This is a genomic window from Robertmurraya mesotrionivorans (genome assembly GCF_050971805.1).
GTDB lineage: Bacteria > Bacillota > Bacilli > Bacillales > Cytobacillaceae > Robertmurraya_A.
Genome location: NZ_JBPCCH010000010.1, coordinates 23,692 through 39,434, shown reverse-complemented (window position 1 = coordinate 39,434; position 15,743 = coordinate 23,692). Strand labels below are relative to the sequence as shown.

Here is a 15,743-nt window from a genome sequence, read left to right as displayed (position 1 = left end):
CTACTCCTTTAACAATTGTTCCACTAGAAAACTCTCCGCATATCGTATCATTTCTTTTTTTTCCTCTTCGGTTAACGGGTTCAAAAATTTTCTTGCTTGCGGATGCTGATATAGTAAGTGTAAACCACTTTCAAGTTCCCCTGGTTCCTCTGATAGGCGAAATAACTCCCCATAGAAATCCGTTTGGTTTGCCAATGTCTCCCTATCCCAGATGCATTGTTCTTCAGCAATAACAGCATATGGCCAAACAAAGGAAGCTTCTTCTCTTTCATCTTCTTGAAGGGCTTCCAATAAATCATTTAAAATGTCTCTTTCATTTGGATTATTTTCCTTTAAAAGCTTGGTTAGATGGAGTTTAAGCAGAATTCCTATCTTATTTTCCCTCTCAGCATCAATCACGCTTTTACAAGTTAAGTAAAGTTGTTCAAACCCATTTACTTCACTTACATTGATCTCCTTTTCTATCCACACACAATCTGAGGTAGGAAAGAACTCAAAACTCTTCTTCCCTTCCTCTAACACAATCAGATAACCTCCTTTTATCCCTGTTTCCTTTCTATTTCGCCCTTGCGTATTGCCCGGATAAATGACTGGAGGATCTTGTGAGAGGATCATGCGCTTATGAATATGTCCAAGTGCCCAATAATCAAAATCCTTGTCTTGTAATTCCTTTAATGAAAAAGGGGCATAATTTCCATGATCATGGTTTCCTTCCATGTTTCCATGTAAAATCCCAATATGAAAATCTGCATCTCCCTCTTTCTGATAATCAACTATTTTTCTTTCAAAAACATGCCGGCTAGGGTAACTAAAACCGTATAAGTGAATATGGCTCCCACTTGCCGTTTTATATAATTTTCTTTCAACATCTGTGGAAAAGATATGTACATTCTCAGGCATATCAAGATGAGCCCAACTCCCATCTAGGTGATCATGGTTTCCATGAATAGCAAATACAGGTATTCCATGGGTTTGAAGCCGCTTCATTTCATTACGAAGTCTTGTTTGGGCTTTAATACTTCTATCCTCACTATCAAATAGGTCGCCAGCTAAAATAACAAAATCGACCTTTTCCTCAATCGCCATATTCACGATTCTTTCAAGTGCGACAAATGTACTTTCCTTTAGGCGTGAGAAAATGGATGGAGGCAAAGACTTCAGACCCACCATCGGACTATCTAAATGCAAATCAGCAGCATGAATAAATTTTACTCGCTTCATAATGGTTCCTCATTTGGTTTTCTATTTTTCTATATTTTAGCATCTTAAAAATACGAATGCACGTTCTTATACTAAATGAAAAAAAACAAGCTTCAAAATCGAAGCTTGCTTATTCATTTTTTGTTAGTTGGAGGGCTTTTTTAATGTCTTTAAAAGAAGTTGATCGTCCATACATTAATACGCCACCTCTATATACTCTTGCGCCGAAGATTGCTAGAAGAATAATAGTGACGATAAGAATCGCAATCGCTAGAATTGGCTCCCAAATTGGTAACGATAACATACCAACCCTCATAAACATTAGCATTGGAGCAAAGAACGGTATATATGACGAGATAGTGATGAAAGGTGTTTCTGGTTGACTTAATCCAAACATAGCAATCATAAAACCAGCAACAATCAACATCGTCATTGGTGTAATCATCTGCTGAATGTCTTCAATTCTACTAACAAGTGACCCTAGAAAGGCAGCAAGAGTTGAATAAAGGAAATATCCCAAAATAAAGAATACAACGGCATATACAATGGTGGCTAACGGTATATCTCCAAAACCAAAGAAGCTAAAAAATCCCCCTTGCATCGTATCAAGATTTTGCTTAATGGAAGCATAACCTACACCAAGTAAAACAGCCATTTGTGTAATACTTAACAAACCGATACCAAGAATCTTAGCAAACATCTGCTTAATTGGGGATACACTTGAAATAAGTATCTCCATAACACGAGAAGATTTTTCCGTCGCAACCTCCATTGCAATCATGTTTGCATATAGAATCACAGAGAAATAGATGACAAATAAAAGTACATAAACAAGGCCTCTAGCTTGGTTTAGTTCTTCCTCTGTTTTTGCGTTTTTTTCTAAGGCTAGTTGTTCGAAGTCAACAGGCTCATACAGTTTAGCTAGCTCCTCTGATGAGAGTTCCATCTGTGTGGCGGCTAACTGTGTTTTCAATTGCTGAAGGCTATTTTTTACCTCATTTGCAATGGTTGTATCAGCAATAGTCATTGCATGATAGGTTGCTTCAGGTAAGTTCACGTTGTTCAAACGTACAAGAAGTAGTCCATCATATTCACCTTCTCTAATCGCATCCTTTGCTGCTTTCTCGTCCCCGGTAAATTCGATTAGTTTAATATCTTTATTGACTGCTTCAACTTGCTGCTTTAATGGAGAAAAAAGTGCTCCACTCTCATCAACAACTGCAATTTCCTCTCCTGATTCTCCTTTATTAAAATACTCCATCACGTTTGAGAGATTCGTAAGACCTAAAATAAGCAATAAAGTAACAGCTGTTGTAATAATAAATGATTTCGATTTCACTTTACTCATGTAAGTATGAGCCAGGATGATCCAAAACTTATTCATACGAGGCACCTACCTTCTCGATAAAAATATCATTTAAACTCGGCTCCTCAAGGGCAAACTTTCGTATAAACCCATAAGGTACAATTTCCTTAAGTATGTTTGCCGCTACTTCTTCCCCCGTTATTTGAAGATGAATTCCTTCTGCGGTCTTTTTATGCTTTATTACTCCAGGAAATTCTTTTAAAAAGTCGAGTGAAAAATCAGCATGAATCACGACATTTTTCTTACCAAAGCTTTTCTTTATATCCCTAAGAGAGCCATGTACAACAGGGCTTCCTTTATGCATGATACATAAATGTTCACACATCTCTTCTACATGCTCCATTCGGTGACTTGAAAAGACAATCGTTGTTCCATTTTTCTTTAAGTCCAGTACGGCCTCTTTTAACAGCTCGACATTTACAGGGTCAAGTCCACTAAAAGGTTCATCAAGAATAAGCAATTCTGGCTTGTGTAGAACGGCTGCGATAAACTGAATTTTTTGCTGATTTCCCTTAGAAAGCTCTTCCACCTTTTTGTTTGCATATTCAGGAACTTTAAATCGTTCGAGCCAATTTTCTAATTCCTTTTGTGCCTCTCCCTTTTCCATTCCTCTTAGCCTTGCCAAGTACACAATTTGTTCCTTTACCTTTAGTTTAGGATACAGTCCACGTTCTTCTGGTAAGTAGCCAATATATCTGCTCGTTGAATAATTAATGGGTTTTCCGTTCCATGTGATTTGTCCGTCACTACTATCCATTAAGCCTAAGACCATCCGAAAAGTCGTTGTCTTCCCTGCTCCATTTGCCCCAAGAAAACCAAACATCTCTCTCTCTGGTATGGTTATAGAAAGATTGTTCACTGCCGTAAACGTTCCAAAACGTTTCGTGATATTTTCGATTTTTAACACCATGTCCTTCCCTCCTCTTCCATAAGGTAGTACGTACGAAAATGGAAAAGGTTACATTTTTTTGTATTTCTATTTTGCAAGAACCTCCTTATCTATGTAAAAATAAAACTAAGTATAATTAAAAGGGGGAAAAGGGATGAAGGTCTACAAATTAACTTGCTTTGAAGCTACTGGAGAAAAAATTATTGACGAAGCTATCGAGGCGAAGAATGATATGGCCGCAAAAGATAAGGCTGAGGTTCTCTTAAAAGAAAAGGAGCTAAACAAAAAAACATATCGTCTCGTATCCCCTGATGGAAATCTAATCCTTTTTAAAGCCTAAGAAACTCAGCCAGTAACTATTGGCTGAGTTTCTCTTTACTTCCCTTTAAACTGAGGTTTTCGTTTTTCTACAAAGGCACGGATTCCTTCTTTGTGGTCTTCCGTTTGTCTCATTTTATGCTGTGCATATTTCTCAAGCTCAAGAATTTTTAATAATTGTGGACGGTTCTTTTCAACCAATATTTTCTTTGTTTTAATCATAGCTTGAACTGGTTTCTTTAAATACTCCTCCAGCTTATGATTTAATGCATCCAAATAATTGGGAGTTACCTGATGAATGAGGCCTTTTTGTAATGCCTCATTTGCAGTCATTACTTTTCCTTCCCAAATTAGCTGTTTTGCTTGATCCTCACCCAACTTTTTCTCAAGGAAGAAGTGAGCTCCGCCATCAGGTACGAGACCAATTCCAATAAAATTCATGGCAAGCTTGCTTTTTTCATCAGCTAGAATATAGTCTGTCGCTAAAGCTATACTTAGACCTAGACCAGCAGCAGAACCTGATACAGCACTAATAGTTAGCTTTGGTAACGAATAAAGAGTCATGACCAATTCGCTAATGCTGTCCATCACATTAAAGAAATCGCTTTCATTTGTTTCCTGTAACATCATTTTTATATCGCCACCTGAAGAAAAGGCACGTTCGTTTCCAGTTAAAACCACAACATCAATATCATCTGTAATACTTATTTCCTTTAATTTTGTCGTCAATCCTTTGATTAGCTCAATATTTAGTGAATTTAAGCTTTCTGGTCGATTCAATTGTATCGTTGCCACTCGGCCATTCACATTTACTAACACTATATTGGACTCAGTATTCGTTTTCATCCTTCTCCCCTCCCAATGACTTCTCTTCTATTATTATATCGGTATTCCATCGGATAAAAAACTAATTATTTTAAATTATTCCAAAAATCGGTATAGTTAAGAAGGAAAGGAGTGTTCTTCTTGAAATCAATCTACTCATATAATCAATTTTTTATTACAACTAACAAAGATCTTTTAAATCTCGATGTAATTGAACAATTTATCTGTCACGAATCCTATTGGGGAAAGGGAATGACTCGCGATTTAGTAGTAAAATCAATAGAGAACTCTAATGTATGTTTTGGACTGTTTGATGGTAATCCACAAGAAAACTCTTCAGCCAAGCAAATTGGCTTTGCTCGTGTAATAACTGATTTTGTTAGATTTGCTTATTTAGCAGATGTGTTTGTGATAAAAGAATACCGTGGCCAGGGATTAAGCAAATGGTTAATCGAGACGATTGTTAGTGAGCCAACGTTAAAGGGAGCTGCCTTTCATTTAACCACCAGGGATGCACACAGCCTGTATGAAAAATTCGGATTTCGTCCAATCGATCAACCAGAAAACCGAATGCTGCGACCGTTAAATATAGAACAAATATACGAAGCATACAAAAAAGCCACGGATAACTAAATATCCGTGGCTTTTTGTCAATTTTTTGATATGTATAGTAGGAAGAAAGGCTGATTTCCGCTCCAGGCGCTTGCTTTCCGGGGGGCATTCGCCGAGCCTCCTCGTCGCGAGCTCCTGCGGGGTCTCGCCTGTAATGCTAATCCCCAGGAGTCAAGCGCCTTCCGCTCCAATCAACTAGTATACTTTAATAATTAATAGTCGTCAGGAACCAATTGATCGATATCCAGCATTTTCATGGACGGTCGCTTAGTAGTTTAATACTAAGTTCATCGATTGCTTATTAATAGATTGGAGCGGAGGGTGGCGACTCCTGCGGGAAAAGCGGCTCGGCCCCGCCCGCGGAAAGCGCCACCCGCAGCGCAAATCAAACCAAACTGTTTTTACTATCTTCTAAAATTAAGTACTTTCCTTACTTTATAGAGGAGCCTGGGGTTGAGAATAAGCTAGTGAGTATTTCCAGTTTATCATTTGTATATTTCTCATATGAGTCATTGTATGTCTTTGGGTCTTTAGGATTTGAAAATTGCGTAATCTTTCCTGTTGAAGGATCAATAAATTTACTTGCAGCGCCACAGCCTAAACCAATGATCGTCTGCTGTTCTTCCATAATCATAATATTATAAATGCTCTCTTGATTAGGAAGCGCGTATCCTACATTCTCCAGATTTCCTAGAATATTCTTTTGGCGATACAAGTAATAAGGGGCATAATTATGTTCTTTCGTCCAGTTTTCGGCAAGCCCCATCATTTCTTCGATTTCACTTCTTTCCGCAACCTTGTATTTTTCTTTGTTTTTCGTCATCTCGGAAGCACGTTTAAAGGAAAGGGTATGAACGGTTAACGATTCTGGCATAAGCTTCTCAGTCTCTTGAAGAGTATAAGAAAACTCCTCAACACCTTCTCCAGGCAGACCAATAATTAAGTCCATATTAATATTATTCATGTCCATTTTTCGTGCAAGCTTAAATTTCTCAATCGTTTCCTCTACCGTGTGATGACGGCCTATCGCTTTTAATGTTTCTTGAATATATGATTGTGGATTAATACTAATTCGATCAATATTCCACTTTTTTAATACTTCTAGCTTTTCAGGTGTGATGGTATCAGGACGACCTGCTTCTACCGTTACTTCACGAATATTTGCCACATCAGGAAAAGACTCGTACATTTCTTCATAGAGCATGTCCATTTCTTCGGCAGTAATACTTGTTGGAGTTCCGCCACCATAATATACAGTGGTGATTTTCACGTTATTTTCTTTCAACCACTGTCCGATCTTTTTCATTTCAAAATGAAGGCCACCTAAAAATGAATTCACAGATCCTTGTCTACCATTAATAGCATAGGCAGGGAACGTACAATACGCACATTTCGTTGGACAAAATGGAATACCAATATAAATGCTCACTTCGTTTTGCAGTTGATACAAGTCCGGAACAACGGATAATTGACGATCAATGATGTTCTGCATTAATTGAATCTTTTCATCAGAAATCATATACTCCGTTTGAAGCTTTTGGTGAGCTTTCTCTTTCGACATCCCTTCATGTAGCATCTTGTGGAGAAGTTTCGTTGGTCTTATCCCTGTTAAAATCCCCCACTTCTGTGTCATTCCTGTATAAGTTTGTAGGACAGATAAATATACATAAGAAATCGCATGTTTAATCATTCTCTCTTTTTCTTTTTGATAAAGATCATCTGGGAGAGCTTTTTCATAATTTGCATGTAGTGGTTCAGAACCTGGTATTTCAGCTTGGACATGAAGCCAATCCGATACTCGCAAATCAAAAATTACCGTTAACTCAGCGTGTTCCGAATGGTTTTCCATGAATACTTTCGTTTCTTCAAAAAATAGGTTAGCTATATTTGTAAGTGGGCGGTGGAATTTCTCTTCCTTTAATCCATGTATATTAATCTGCAAAACAATCACCTTTTAGTTAAATTTATATCATTGCCTTAAAAGTGTACAAAAATGAAAGGTATGGGTCAACTTTCAATCGTTGATCCATACCTTCCAATTACTTGATAATATTCATTTTCTTTAAGAACTCAATCGGCTGTTGCTTACGAAAGTGTTCCTTTACTACATATCCGACTCCATTTTCATTATTTGATCGAGTGACCCAATCTGCTGCCTTTTTTACCTCAACGGGTGCATTCCCCATGGCAACACCTAACCCAACCTTTTCAATCATATCAATATCATCTATCGCATCGGCAATAACAACCATTTCTGAACGCTTCACACCGAGTCTTTCTCCTAGGTATAAAAGACCCGTTAACTTTGATACACCCTTTGGTACAATTTCTAATCGAAGATCATCAAGCTGCAATGTATCCACTTCATCATACATCGTGTAGATAGCTTTCTTTGCGTCCTGAAGGTCTTCCTTTCTCTCAAAATAAATTTCAATTTTTGGTGGACTACATGGTTCGTCTGAAATTGCATCGCTTAGTGTATCAACATATTGTTGTGAGTAAAAGACAGGATCCCCTGAGGAAAACACTGTTTTTGCTAGTAAATTATTGCTAACTCTTGAGCGATTGGCCAGTGAATACCGATCATCTACTAAACGAATTTGACAGTGAAAGGCTTCTAATAAACGAACCAGCTCAAAGGTGACATCCTCCGAAATTCTTCTTACTAATACCGGTTGATCCATCGAGCTTGCGATATAAGCCCCTCGGTGTGTGACTAAATAGGAATCGAGCTTTAATGCCTTTGCCACTTTCTTTGCTGATGCAAAGCTTCTAGATGTCACTAACGTAACATAAATCCCCTTTCCCTGGACATATTCAACGGCTTCCTTGGTTGACCTTTGGATTCGCCCGTTTGATTGAAGAAGTGTTCCGTCTATATTTATAGCAAGCAGACGATAAATCATAGTTAGTGCCCCCCACCTTCATCATTTCCCTTTATATCACATGTATGAAAACAGCGAGGTAATTAGAACAATTAGAAGGCAGAGTTTGCAGTTCAAAAAGAAAAAACACTTTATCAAAATAGATAAAGTGCCAGCTTGTCGACAAAAGGATTGGCGAGAGAAAATGCTTATTTCCACTCCAGGCGCTTGCTTTCCGGGGGGCAGGCGGTGAGCCTCCTCGTCGCTAACCGCTCCTGTGGGGTCTCACCTGTCCTGCTAATCCCCCAGGAGTCAAGCACCTTCCGCTCCAATCAGCAAGTATACTCCTTTGAAAATTGACTTTAAAAACCTGTAAAAAACATTTGAGTCATCTTTAAACAATTAGCCAATTCTAAGTGTTCAATTTTTTCAAATTCATGGAAAAAATGTTGATAATGATAAGAATAGTATGCGAGGTACAACCTTAGGAGTTCTTAATATATTGACCATACAGGCGATGCTTATTTATAGATTTTTAGTTTATTGGAGCGGAGGGTGGCGACTCCTGCGGGAAAAGCGGGAAAGTCGAGACCCTGGACTGAGCGAAGCGAGGGAAGCGGCTCGGCCCCGCCCGCGGAAAGCGTCCACCCGCAGCGGAAATACACTTTATTAAGTATCTATTTCAATTTTAAAAGAAAAAACACTTTATCAAAATAGATAAAGTGCTTTAGATGCTATTGTCCCATAGCTCCATAGAGTTCTTCTAGTGGCTTCATAATAATTTGATTTAATTCACCAATAATCATGCTCATTCTTTGTTCAGCTTCCATTAGCTGAGCAATTTTTTCATGTTGTTGAACAAGTGCTACTGTTTTTTGTGCCTGCTCAACTTCCTCTTGAGTAATTTCTTGGCCCATCATTTGCTTTTGCTGTAATTCAAGCTGTAAGTTACGAAAATTCTCAAACATTTGTTTTGCAGATGGGTCAGCGTTTACTTCATCATAGATTCTTTTTAAACTCGCATATTCATTACTTGAGCGAATCGCCTTTTCTAATTCATAAGCTGCATCATGTAAATTAACCGCCATATTTATACACTCCTTTTCAAGAAATCCTTCCAACTATACCAAACAATTCAATAAAAAGCGAATAATCCCTATCCAATGAATAGAACAACAATGCCTTGGAATAGTCCGATAACTCCTCCTAACAATGCTCCTAAGTACGTGATCATCTTTAATTCACTTCTTGAAATGGATAATACCATTTCCTCAAGCCGTTCTACTGAAAATGTTTCGACTTGCTCTCTTACAATCTCTGCTAAGTGTAATCGTTCAAGGATTGTCTCCATACGGCCAGTGATCCAGTCGAAGACTAAGCGTAAGCCAGCAGGAACAAAATCGTTAATGATGTCCGCACGATTATTTTCAAGTAGTTCTGAAATAGGTTTTTGTATAAGTTGATCCATCTTCACAAGTTTTTTTACTGTTTGATTGATCAGCTGTAGTAATTGCTCTTTTCCTAATTGCTCCTCAAATTCTTCCGTTTTCTTATTTAATAGTTTTTCCCATTCATTTGAAAGGAGTGTCGTTATCAGGTCCTTTGTACCCTCATTTTCAAGAAACTTTAAAATCTCTGGGCGAATCTTTTCTGTGAGGTTTACATTTCCAAGGAACATCTGTAGCATATTCCCTAACATCCCACTTCGTTCACGGACAAAATCATTAATCATTCTTTCCACTCTAAGCTGACCTTCAGCACTATTAAAGTAGTCCTTACCCCTTAATAGAATATATTCACTAATTACAGGGATCTTTTCACTTAATTTTTCTTGAAGCTCCTCCGGAAGCACAACCTTTATTGGTTTCTCCCTAAAGCAAGGCATCACTTCTTCGTATTTCTTATGAATAAATAAGGACATTTTTTCAGATGCACTTGTTTCTAAATGCTTAAAGCCTAGCCGCTCGAAGACTTGTGCCAAAGTAAGCTCGCTTCTTAACAGTTGATCAAGCTCCGTTTGAGCAACTCTTATCATATCCTTCTGGAATTGCTCATTTAAGAATTTCTTTTGGATACTTTCAGGAGTTAGTAGGTGATTAACCACCATTTTCCCCATTTGTTCAGCTAATTCATCTCTTCGTTTTGGAATTAATCCAGGAGTAAACGGCACTCTCCATTTTCCTATATAAAGCGCTCGATATGGGCGGAACAGCATTTTAATGGCAAGCGAGTTAGTAAATCCTCCAATCACTGCTCCAATGACAACCATAAAGGCTATGGTTATTGCTACATTCATACAACATCTACCTTCCATAAAAATTTTCACAAATGTTTTTGTTTTTTCATACGATACCGTATCAGCTTTTGCCCATATACATGGTCAATAGAAAGAGGTATCGTGATGGCTACTTCTTACTTACCTATTACGGTGATTCCTACCGAAACGTTTCAAACAAAAGAAAATTGTATTCAGATAAGCCGAGCATTAGCAAGTTATTTTCACATTTTAGCACGTCCTACCATATTTCTAAAGATTGGTAGGGTGTGTATAGAAGTTTATGTGGAAATTACTGATTTACCAAAAAACGAAGTACACCTGCCTTCATTCCTACTCTCACATTTTAAAATACCTAATAAGGCAACAAAGTATTTAGCAAAATTTATTGAAGAGTCTAACACCTTAATAGTGGGTCCTATTGTAGCCCTCATGACAGACAGCACGGAAACGAATCATGAGCCGAATTTTCGGTCCGTTCATACATTTTGCGAGGAACTTCATTACCATACACAGCAAACAGGTGGACTTTTTTACGTATTTAAAAGTGATGATTTTTCAATAGATGAAATTAGTGGCTATTACTATAATGACGGATGGAAAAAACATACATTCCCTCCACCTGATGTAGTTTATAACCGAATTCACTCAAGAAGAAAGGAGCGAAGTGACTATTTTAATAAAATAAAAAACGAAATGACAAGATTGAATATTCCATTCTTTAATGACCGTTTCTTATCTAAATGGGATGTTCATGAACTGTTAATTCAAGAGGACCATTTGCAACCACATCTCCCAGAAACATTACTATTTACGGAAACCAATTTCCTTGAATTATTAACTAAACATTCGAGCCTATTTATTAAACCCATTCATGGGAGTCAAGGCCGAAAAATCTTACATTTATATAAAGAAAGTCATTCATTTATCGTAAAGGTATCAACTGGAACACAAAGTGATGATTTCATGTCCTTTTCTAAAGTTGAGCACTTTTTCAATTGGTTTTCACGCTTTCGTAAAAATTCAACTTATATTATTCAGCAGGGTATCCCCTTGCTTTTATATAAAAATCGCCACATTGATTTTAGAGTATTATGTCACAAAAATCTTTATAATGCATGGAAAGTCACCTCTGTAGTAGCTAGGATATCAGGTGAAAAACAATTTGTAGCCAATATCGCTAGAGGTGGCGAAACATATAAACCCATTAAAGCGTTAACTGAACTCTTTGAAAGAGATGTGGCGATCCAGCAACTCGTGCTTATGAAAGAGTTAGCCAAGGAAATTGCAGCTGTTATTAGTGAAAATACGGATGGTTTAACCGGTGAACTGGGTTTAGATATAGGCATTGATCAGGATGGAAAGCTTTGGCTAATTGAGGTAAACTCAAAGCCCTCAAAAAACTTCGAAGAGCAGGAAGTTAAAATCCGTCCTTCCACAAGAGCAATTATGGAATTATGTACAGCACTCGCTTTCGAGTACAAAAGCAAGGAATTGGAGGAGAACACTCATGCTGACCTTTGGATTCATGACATTAAACCTGAGGAATGAAAATTCTTATTTCAGTGGAATTGCACAGGCTGCCAGCAACTATGGAATCAGTTGCTTTAGATTTGTCCCATCGAATATTATACCAACTTCAGAACTTATCGTTGGCGAGGAATATAATCCGAGCGAAGCCCGCTGGATCGAAGCGGAATTCCCACTTCCTAATATTTTGTACGACCGATGCTTTTATGGTGATGATACACATTCCCAAAGTTGTCTTTCCATTGTACGTTGGTTAAAAACACGAAGGGATGTAACCTTTTTAGGTTATGGTCTTCCAAACAAAATGGAACTTTATGATGTCTTGAATCATTCAAAGCTCCATCCTTATCTACTTCACTCAGCACTAGTTGCTCACGCAGATCAAGTTATTCACTCGCTTTCACATATCAATCCAGCCATTATTAAACCCATCAATGGTTCTCAAGGGAAGGGCATTTACTTTATAAAAAAAGAAAAAGATCAATATATTGTTGAAACTGATAAAAAAGAGAAACATGTGAGCCGCATTTTTGAATCAAAAGAACTTTTTTCAGCTTGGCTTCAATCTCTTTTAAAGAAGAAAACATTTCTCATTCAACCATATAAACATTTAACCAATAAGGATGGGCATCCTTTTGACCTTCGGATATTGCTGCAAAAGAATCAACATGGGAAGTGGATTGTTCGTGGCAAAGGTATTCGTGAAGGTTCTGTTGGATCTATCGTCTCTAATGTTAGTGCTGGGGGGAAAATTCATACCTTTGAGGACTGGTCAAAAGAAAATTCTCCATCTTCTTTTCTTCTAAAAGAAGTTCAATATATCTTGTCCCTCCTTCCAACTGTTTTAGAAAGTACCTTCCGTCCTTTATTTGAAATCGGTGTAGATATCGGCATCGCGAAGGATGGATCACTATGGATACTTGACGTAAATTCAAAGCCGGGAAGAAAAGTAGTTGTTTCCACCACACCTGAAGTAAAAGCTGTGTTAGAGTTAGCTCCCATCCTTTATGCAAAACACCTGATGGAGCAAAAAAGGAGTTTGATGAATCATGAAAAAACAATATCGAATTGACATTAGCGACCATCTTGAAAGAGGTACTGTATACTTTCCGGCTGAGCTTTCTAATCATCATGCTCCAACTCGTATCTCTTTCGGAACATTTGCGATACAAGTAACATGCTATCCACACCCAGATGGAAAAAACACTCTTGTTCTTAGCCCTGACATTGCAGAAGCTATTAAATTCCCATCTTTAGACATTCCCTTTCATCTATTTATTGCAGAAAAGACCATTCATATTGGTCCTCTTATTGGAATTTTTACCTCTGGTTTTACTCCATTTGCCATGCGGCCGATTGGGGAAAGGTCCATGTTCTTTTCCAAGTTATTATCTGTTAAAAAGTTTGTTGGAGCTCTCCCCTTTGTTTTTGGTGAACAGCATATCAATTGGGAAGAAGGAACGATAGAGGGACTTATCTATCACAAGAATGGTTGGGAATCCATCATTTTGCCGTTCCCAAATGTCATCTATGATCGACTCCCAAACCGACGGAGCGAGAAAAAGGCGGCATTACGAAAAGTGAAAGATCGATTGCAATCTGAGTATTTAATTCCTTGGTATAATCCAGGCTTTTTTAATAAATTAGATGTCTTTGAGAGGCTAGAATCGGTTGACGCTGTTTCTTCTCTACTTCCAGAAACACATCCTTTTACTTCTTTTTCAATGATTGAAAGAATGCTTTCTTTATATGGTCATGTATATGTAAAACCGATGAACGGAAGCTTGGGTCTTGGAATCTATCAAGTCCTTTATGATCGAGAACAAAATCATTATTATTGTCGGTTCCGAGATACCGATGGAATCAATCGTCTTAGAAAGTTTGAAACATTAGAATCTTTAATGAAGCATTCGTTTCCGAATAACAAGCTAAATCATCTTATTGTTCAACAAGGGATACACTTACTACGCCATGAGCGCTGTCCAGTCGATTTCCGAGTTCACACCAATAAAGATGAAAATGGCCGTTGGAAGGTTACCGCCGTTGCAGCAAAAGTAGCTGGACCTGGAAGTGTGACTACACATGTAAAAAGTGGTGGTTGTATAAAAACAATTGAAGAAGTGATTGATGATAAAGAGGAGCAAAAGAAGCTACTGCAAAAATTATCTGAAGCTAGTCTTCTACTAAGTCATGTATTAGAAAATCATATGGAAGGCATTGTTGGAGAAATAGGGTTTGATTTAGGAGTCGACCGAGAAGGAAAAGTTTGGCTTTTTGAGGCGAATTCAAAACCAGGTCGTTCGATCTTTAAGCACCCCGATATGAAGGAGTTTGACCTATTAACTCGTAAACTTTCACTAGCATTTGGTGTTTTTTTATCAGAGCAAGCGATTAAGCAGCCAGGAGAGGTCTTTAAATGACTTCTCTTGTTCTTAGGAATATGAATCCTTTTATCGGTATTCTAACCAGTAAAAAAGGTGAAAAGAATCTAGTTGGAAATATTCCGTTGTTCCGATCCATTCAACAGGAGTTATGGAAGATCGGCGGAACATCTATCGTATTCTCTCCTGATGATATCTTAAGTAATGGAATAAAAGCAGCAAAATATGATCCTAGTAACAATAAATGGGAGACTGTAATGGCTCCCTTTCCACAGCTAGTATACAACCGCGTTCCGTTTCGAAAACATGAAGACACCAGTACTTTTAAAGAGGCTGTAAATCTCTTTAAAGAACAATCAATACCCTTTTTCAACCCAGGTTTTTTAAACAAATACGATTGTTACTTACAGTTCAAGGAGCATATGGGTCTTAAACAGTATTTCTTACCGACAATAAAAATCGAAGACAAAACAGAACTAGAAGAATTTCTTTTAGCTCATCGCTCTCTTTATATAAAACAAGCAAATTCTTCAATGGGAAGAGGCATTCATATTATTAAATTGCAGAGAGATGGTAAACTTTTGCTCATAGACCATAGGCAGCAAGTTATTTACCATGACTTTCATGATTATTGGGGAAAATGGTCTAATAAATTTCTTAAAATATTATATATTGCACAGCAAGCAGCAAGTCCTCAACTTTATCAAGGGAAACGGTATGATTTTAGAATATTGGCTGTTTTGCAAGGTGAGAAGCATGTTCCTGTAGGTGTAGGTGTTAGACAATCAGGCAATCAACAAGTAACTACACATATTCCTAATGGAGGAAAACTACTTCCTTATTCACAATTTCAAACGCAGGAACAAGACCTCTTAATCCAAAAATTCGTAGAGCTTTGTGGGAAAGAATTAACTAGGAAATACGGTTTCTTTGCTGAGTTCTCCATCGATCTGGGGTTAACTTCAGATGGGAGATTTGTTATTTATGAAATTAATTCAAAGCCAATGAGCTTCGATGAAAAAACGATCGAGGAAAAACGGGTGAAGATGCTTTGCGAGCTATTCCGCTCCACAATAGAAAAGAAGTAAAAAGACACACTATTCATCACATAGCGTGTCTTTTTACTTGTCTATCGACTTTTTACTATCATATTTACAGCCTCTTGAATCGCATCCTCGGCGTTTTTCCCCTCGTCATTTGCTTCACGAATACATGCCTCTAGATTTTTTGCTACAATATATCCCATTGCACGGTCAACAGCCGAGCGCACAGCTGATAGCTGAGTTACCACATCTTTGCAATGTTTTTCCTCTTCCATCATACGTATTACACCACGAACCTGACCCTCAAGACGTTTTAACCGGTTTTTCATTTCTTGTGAGTATTCCAATATATTCACCTCTCAACTATCAATACGGTATCCCCTATTGAATAGATTATATCGTATTCTTTTCTTAAATAGAAATTATAAGCCAAATTATTG

At 37.6% G+C, this 15,743-nt stretch carries 15 protein-coding genes; 6 read left to right on the top strand and 9 right to left on the bottom strand.

Annotated features, from left to right (window positions below; all coding sequences use genetic code 11):
* The 3 genes from ACRX5O_RS15985 to ACRX5O_RS15975 form a co-directional block, all read right to left on the bottom strand.
* Nucleotides 1-1,221 carry a metallophosphoesterase family protein gene (locus ACRX5O_RS15985; RefSeq protein ID WP_433906841.1) on the bottom strand — a complete coding sequence of 407 codons (1,221 nt, stop codon included), beginning with the start codon at nucleotides 1,219-1,221 and terminating at the stop codon, nucleotides 1-3.
* A 109-nt stretch (nucleotides 1,222-1,330) separates the two neighbouring features.
* On the bottom strand, nucleotides 1,331-2,584 hold the full coding sequence (locus ACRX5O_RS15980; RefSeq protein WP_433906840.1) for an ABC transporter permease: 1,254 nt from the start codon (nucleotides 2,582-2,584) through the stop codon (nucleotides 1,331-1,333).
* Nucleotides 2,577-3,476 (bottom strand): ABC transporter ATP-binding protein, encoded by a 900-nt coding sequence (locus tag ACRX5O_RS15975; RefSeq protein WP_433906839.1) that lies wholly within the window; start codon nucleotides 3,474-3,476, stop codon nucleotides 2,577-2,579. Before ACRX5O_RS15975 ends, ACRX5O_RS15980 begins: the two co-directional genes overlap by 8 nt.
* 133 nt (nucleotides 3,477-3,609) lie before the next feature.
* Between ACRX5O_RS15975 and ACRX5O_RS15970 the strand changes: the two genes are divergently transcribed.
* Nucleotides 3,610-3,795: a YhzD family protein gene (locus ACRX5O_RS15970; protein WP_433906838.1), complete on the top strand. Its 186-nt coding sequence runs from the start codon at nucleotides 3,610-3,612 to the stop codon at nucleotides 3,793-3,795.
* Nucleotides 3,796-3,830: 35 nt separating this feature from the next.
* On the opposite strand, the gene ACRX5O_RS15965 is transcribed toward ACRX5O_RS15970, so the two are convergent.
* Nucleotides 3,831-4,619 carry an enoyl-CoA hydratase gene (locus ACRX5O_RS15965; RefSeq protein ID WP_433906837.1) on the bottom strand — a complete coding sequence of 263 codons (789 nt, stop codon included), beginning with the start codon at nucleotides 4,617-4,619 and terminating at the stop codon, nucleotides 3,831-3,833.
* Between the two features lie 120 nt (nucleotides 4,620-4,739).
* On the opposite strand from ACRX5O_RS15965, the gene ACRX5O_RS15960 reads away from it, so the two are divergent.
* Nucleotides 4,740-5,231 carry a GNAT family N-acetyltransferase gene (locus tag ACRX5O_RS15960; RefSeq protein WP_433906836.1) on the top strand — a complete coding sequence of 164 codons (492 nt, stop codon included), beginning with the start codon at nucleotides 4,740-4,742 and terminating at the stop codon, nucleotides 5,229-5,231.
* 409 nt (nucleotides 5,232-5,640) lie between these two features.
* On the opposite strand, the gene ACRX5O_RS15955 is transcribed toward ACRX5O_RS15960, so the two are convergent.
* The 4 genes from ACRX5O_RS15955 to ACRX5O_RS15940 all read right to left on the bottom strand — a co-directional run bounded on the left by ACRX5O_RS15955 (nucleotide 5,641) and on the right by ACRX5O_RS15940 (nucleotide 10,370).
* The gene (locus tag ACRX5O_RS15955; protein ID WP_433906835.1) at nucleotides 5,641-7,152 is read right to left on the bottom strand and encodes a coproporphyrinogen III oxidase; all 1,512 of its coding nucleotides are present in this window, start codon (nucleotides 7,150-7,152) and stop codon (nucleotides 5,641-5,643) included.
* A 97-nt stretch (nucleotides 7,153-7,249) separates the two neighbouring features.
* On the bottom strand, nucleotides 7,250-8,116 hold the full coding sequence (locus ACRX5O_RS15950; protein ID WP_433906834.1) for a Cof-type HAD-IIB family hydrolase: 867 nt from the start codon (nucleotides 8,114-8,116) through the stop codon (nucleotides 7,250-7,252).
* A 692-nt stretch (nucleotides 8,117-8,808) separates the two neighbouring features.
* A complete protein-coding gene (locus tag ACRX5O_RS15945) occupies nucleotides 8,809-9,162 on the bottom strand; it encodes a YlbF/YmcA family competence regulator (protein WP_119707111.1) in 354 nt (117 codons plus the stop codon).
* A gap of 68 nt (nucleotides 9,163-9,230) precedes the next feature.
* Nucleotides 9,231-10,370 (bottom strand): DUF445 domain-containing protein, encoded by a 1,140-nt coding sequence (locus ACRX5O_RS15940; RefSeq protein WP_240390684.1) that lies wholly within the window; start codon nucleotides 10,368-10,370, stop codon nucleotides 9,231-9,233.
* 105 nt (nucleotides 10,371-10,475) lie between these two features.
* Between ACRX5O_RS15940 and ACRX5O_RS15935 the strand changes: the two genes are divergently transcribed.
* From ACRX5O_RS15935 to ACRX5O_RS15920, 4 genes are read left to right on the top strand one after another with little or no spacing between them, the layout of a single operon-like run.
* The gene (locus tag ACRX5O_RS15935) at nucleotides 10,476-11,900 is read left to right on the top strand and encodes a YheC/YheD family endospore coat-associated protein (protein WP_119707110.1); all 1,425 of its coding nucleotides are present in this window, start codon (nucleotides 10,476-10,478) and stop codon (nucleotides 11,898-11,900) included.
* Nucleotides 11,860-12,951: a YheC/YheD family endospore coat-associated protein gene (locus ACRX5O_RS15930; RefSeq protein WP_119707109.1), complete on the top strand. Its 1,092-nt coding sequence runs from the start codon at nucleotides 11,860-11,862 to the stop codon at nucleotides 12,949-12,951. The genes ACRX5O_RS15935 and ACRX5O_RS15930 overlap by 41 nt, the downstream gene beginning before the upstream one ends.
* Nucleotides 12,929-14,299 (top strand): YheC/YheD family endospore coat-associated protein, encoded by a 1,371-nt coding sequence (locus tag ACRX5O_RS15925; protein WP_119707108.1) that lies wholly within the window; start codon nucleotides 12,929-12,931, stop codon nucleotides 14,297-14,299. The genes ACRX5O_RS15930 and ACRX5O_RS15925 overlap by 23 nt, the downstream gene beginning before the upstream one ends.
* A complete protein-coding gene (locus ACRX5O_RS15920; RefSeq protein WP_119707107.1) occupies nucleotides 14,296-15,348 on the top strand; it encodes a YheC/YheD family protein in 1,053 nt (350 codons plus the stop codon). Before ACRX5O_RS15925 ends, ACRX5O_RS15920 begins: the two co-directional genes overlap by 4 nt.
* Nucleotides 15,349-15,389: 41 nt before the next feature.
* On the opposite strand, the gene ACRX5O_RS15915 is transcribed toward ACRX5O_RS15920, so the two are convergent.
* Entirely contained in the window at nucleotides 15,390-15,650 is a 261-nt protein-coding gene (locus ACRX5O_RS15915; RefSeq protein WP_119707106.1) for a metal-sensitive transcriptional regulator, read from the bottom strand.
* Between the last annotated feature and the right edge of the window lie 93 nt (nucleotides 15,651-15,743).

Coding starts and splice junctions, on each gene's coding strand:
- ACRX5O_RS15985 (WP_433906841.1), bottom strand. CDS start 1,221: ATGAAGCGAGTAAAATTTATTCATGCTGCTGATTTGCATTTAGATAGT.
- ACRX5O_RS15980 (WP_433906840.1), bottom strand. CDS start 2,584: ATGAATAAGTTTTGGATCATCCTGGCTCATACTTACATGAGTAAAGTG.
- ACRX5O_RS15975 (WP_433906839.1), bottom strand. CDS start 3,476: ATGGTGTTAAAAATCGAAAATATCACGAAACGTTTTGGAACGTTTACG.
- ACRX5O_RS15970 (WP_433906838.1), top strand. CDS start 3,610: ATGAAGGTCTACAAATTAACTTGCTTTGAAGCTACTGGAGAAAAAATT.
- ACRX5O_RS15965 (WP_433906837.1), bottom strand. CDS start 4,619: ATGAAAACGAATACTGAGTCCAATATAGTGTTAGTAAATGTGAATGGC.
- ACRX5O_RS15950 (WP_433906834.1), bottom strand. CDS start 8,116: ATGATTTATCGTCTGCTTGCTATAAATATAGACGGAACACTTCTTCAA.
- ACRX5O_RS15945 (WP_119707111.1), bottom strand. CDS start 9,162: ATGGCGGTTAATTTACATGATGCAGCTTATGAATTAGAAAAGGCGATT.
- ACRX5O_RS15940 (WP_240390684.1), bottom strand. CDS start 10,370: ATGAATGTAGCAATAACCATAGCCTTTATGGTTGTCATTGGAGCAGTG.
- ACRX5O_RS15935 (WP_119707110.1), top strand. CDS start 10,476: ATGGCTACTTCTTACTTACCTATTACGGTGATTCCTACCGAAACGTTT.
- ACRX5O_RS15930 (WP_119707109.1), top strand. CDS start 11,860: ATGCTGACCTTTGGATTCATGACATTAAACCTGAGGAATGAAAATTCT.
- ACRX5O_RS15925 (WP_119707108.1), top strand. CDS start 12,929: ATGAAAAAACAATATCGAATTGACATTAGCGACCATCTTGAAAGAGGT.
- ACRX5O_RS15920 (WP_119707107.1), top strand. CDS start 14,296: ATGACTTCTCTTGTTCTTAGGAATATGAATCCTTTTATCGGTATTCTA.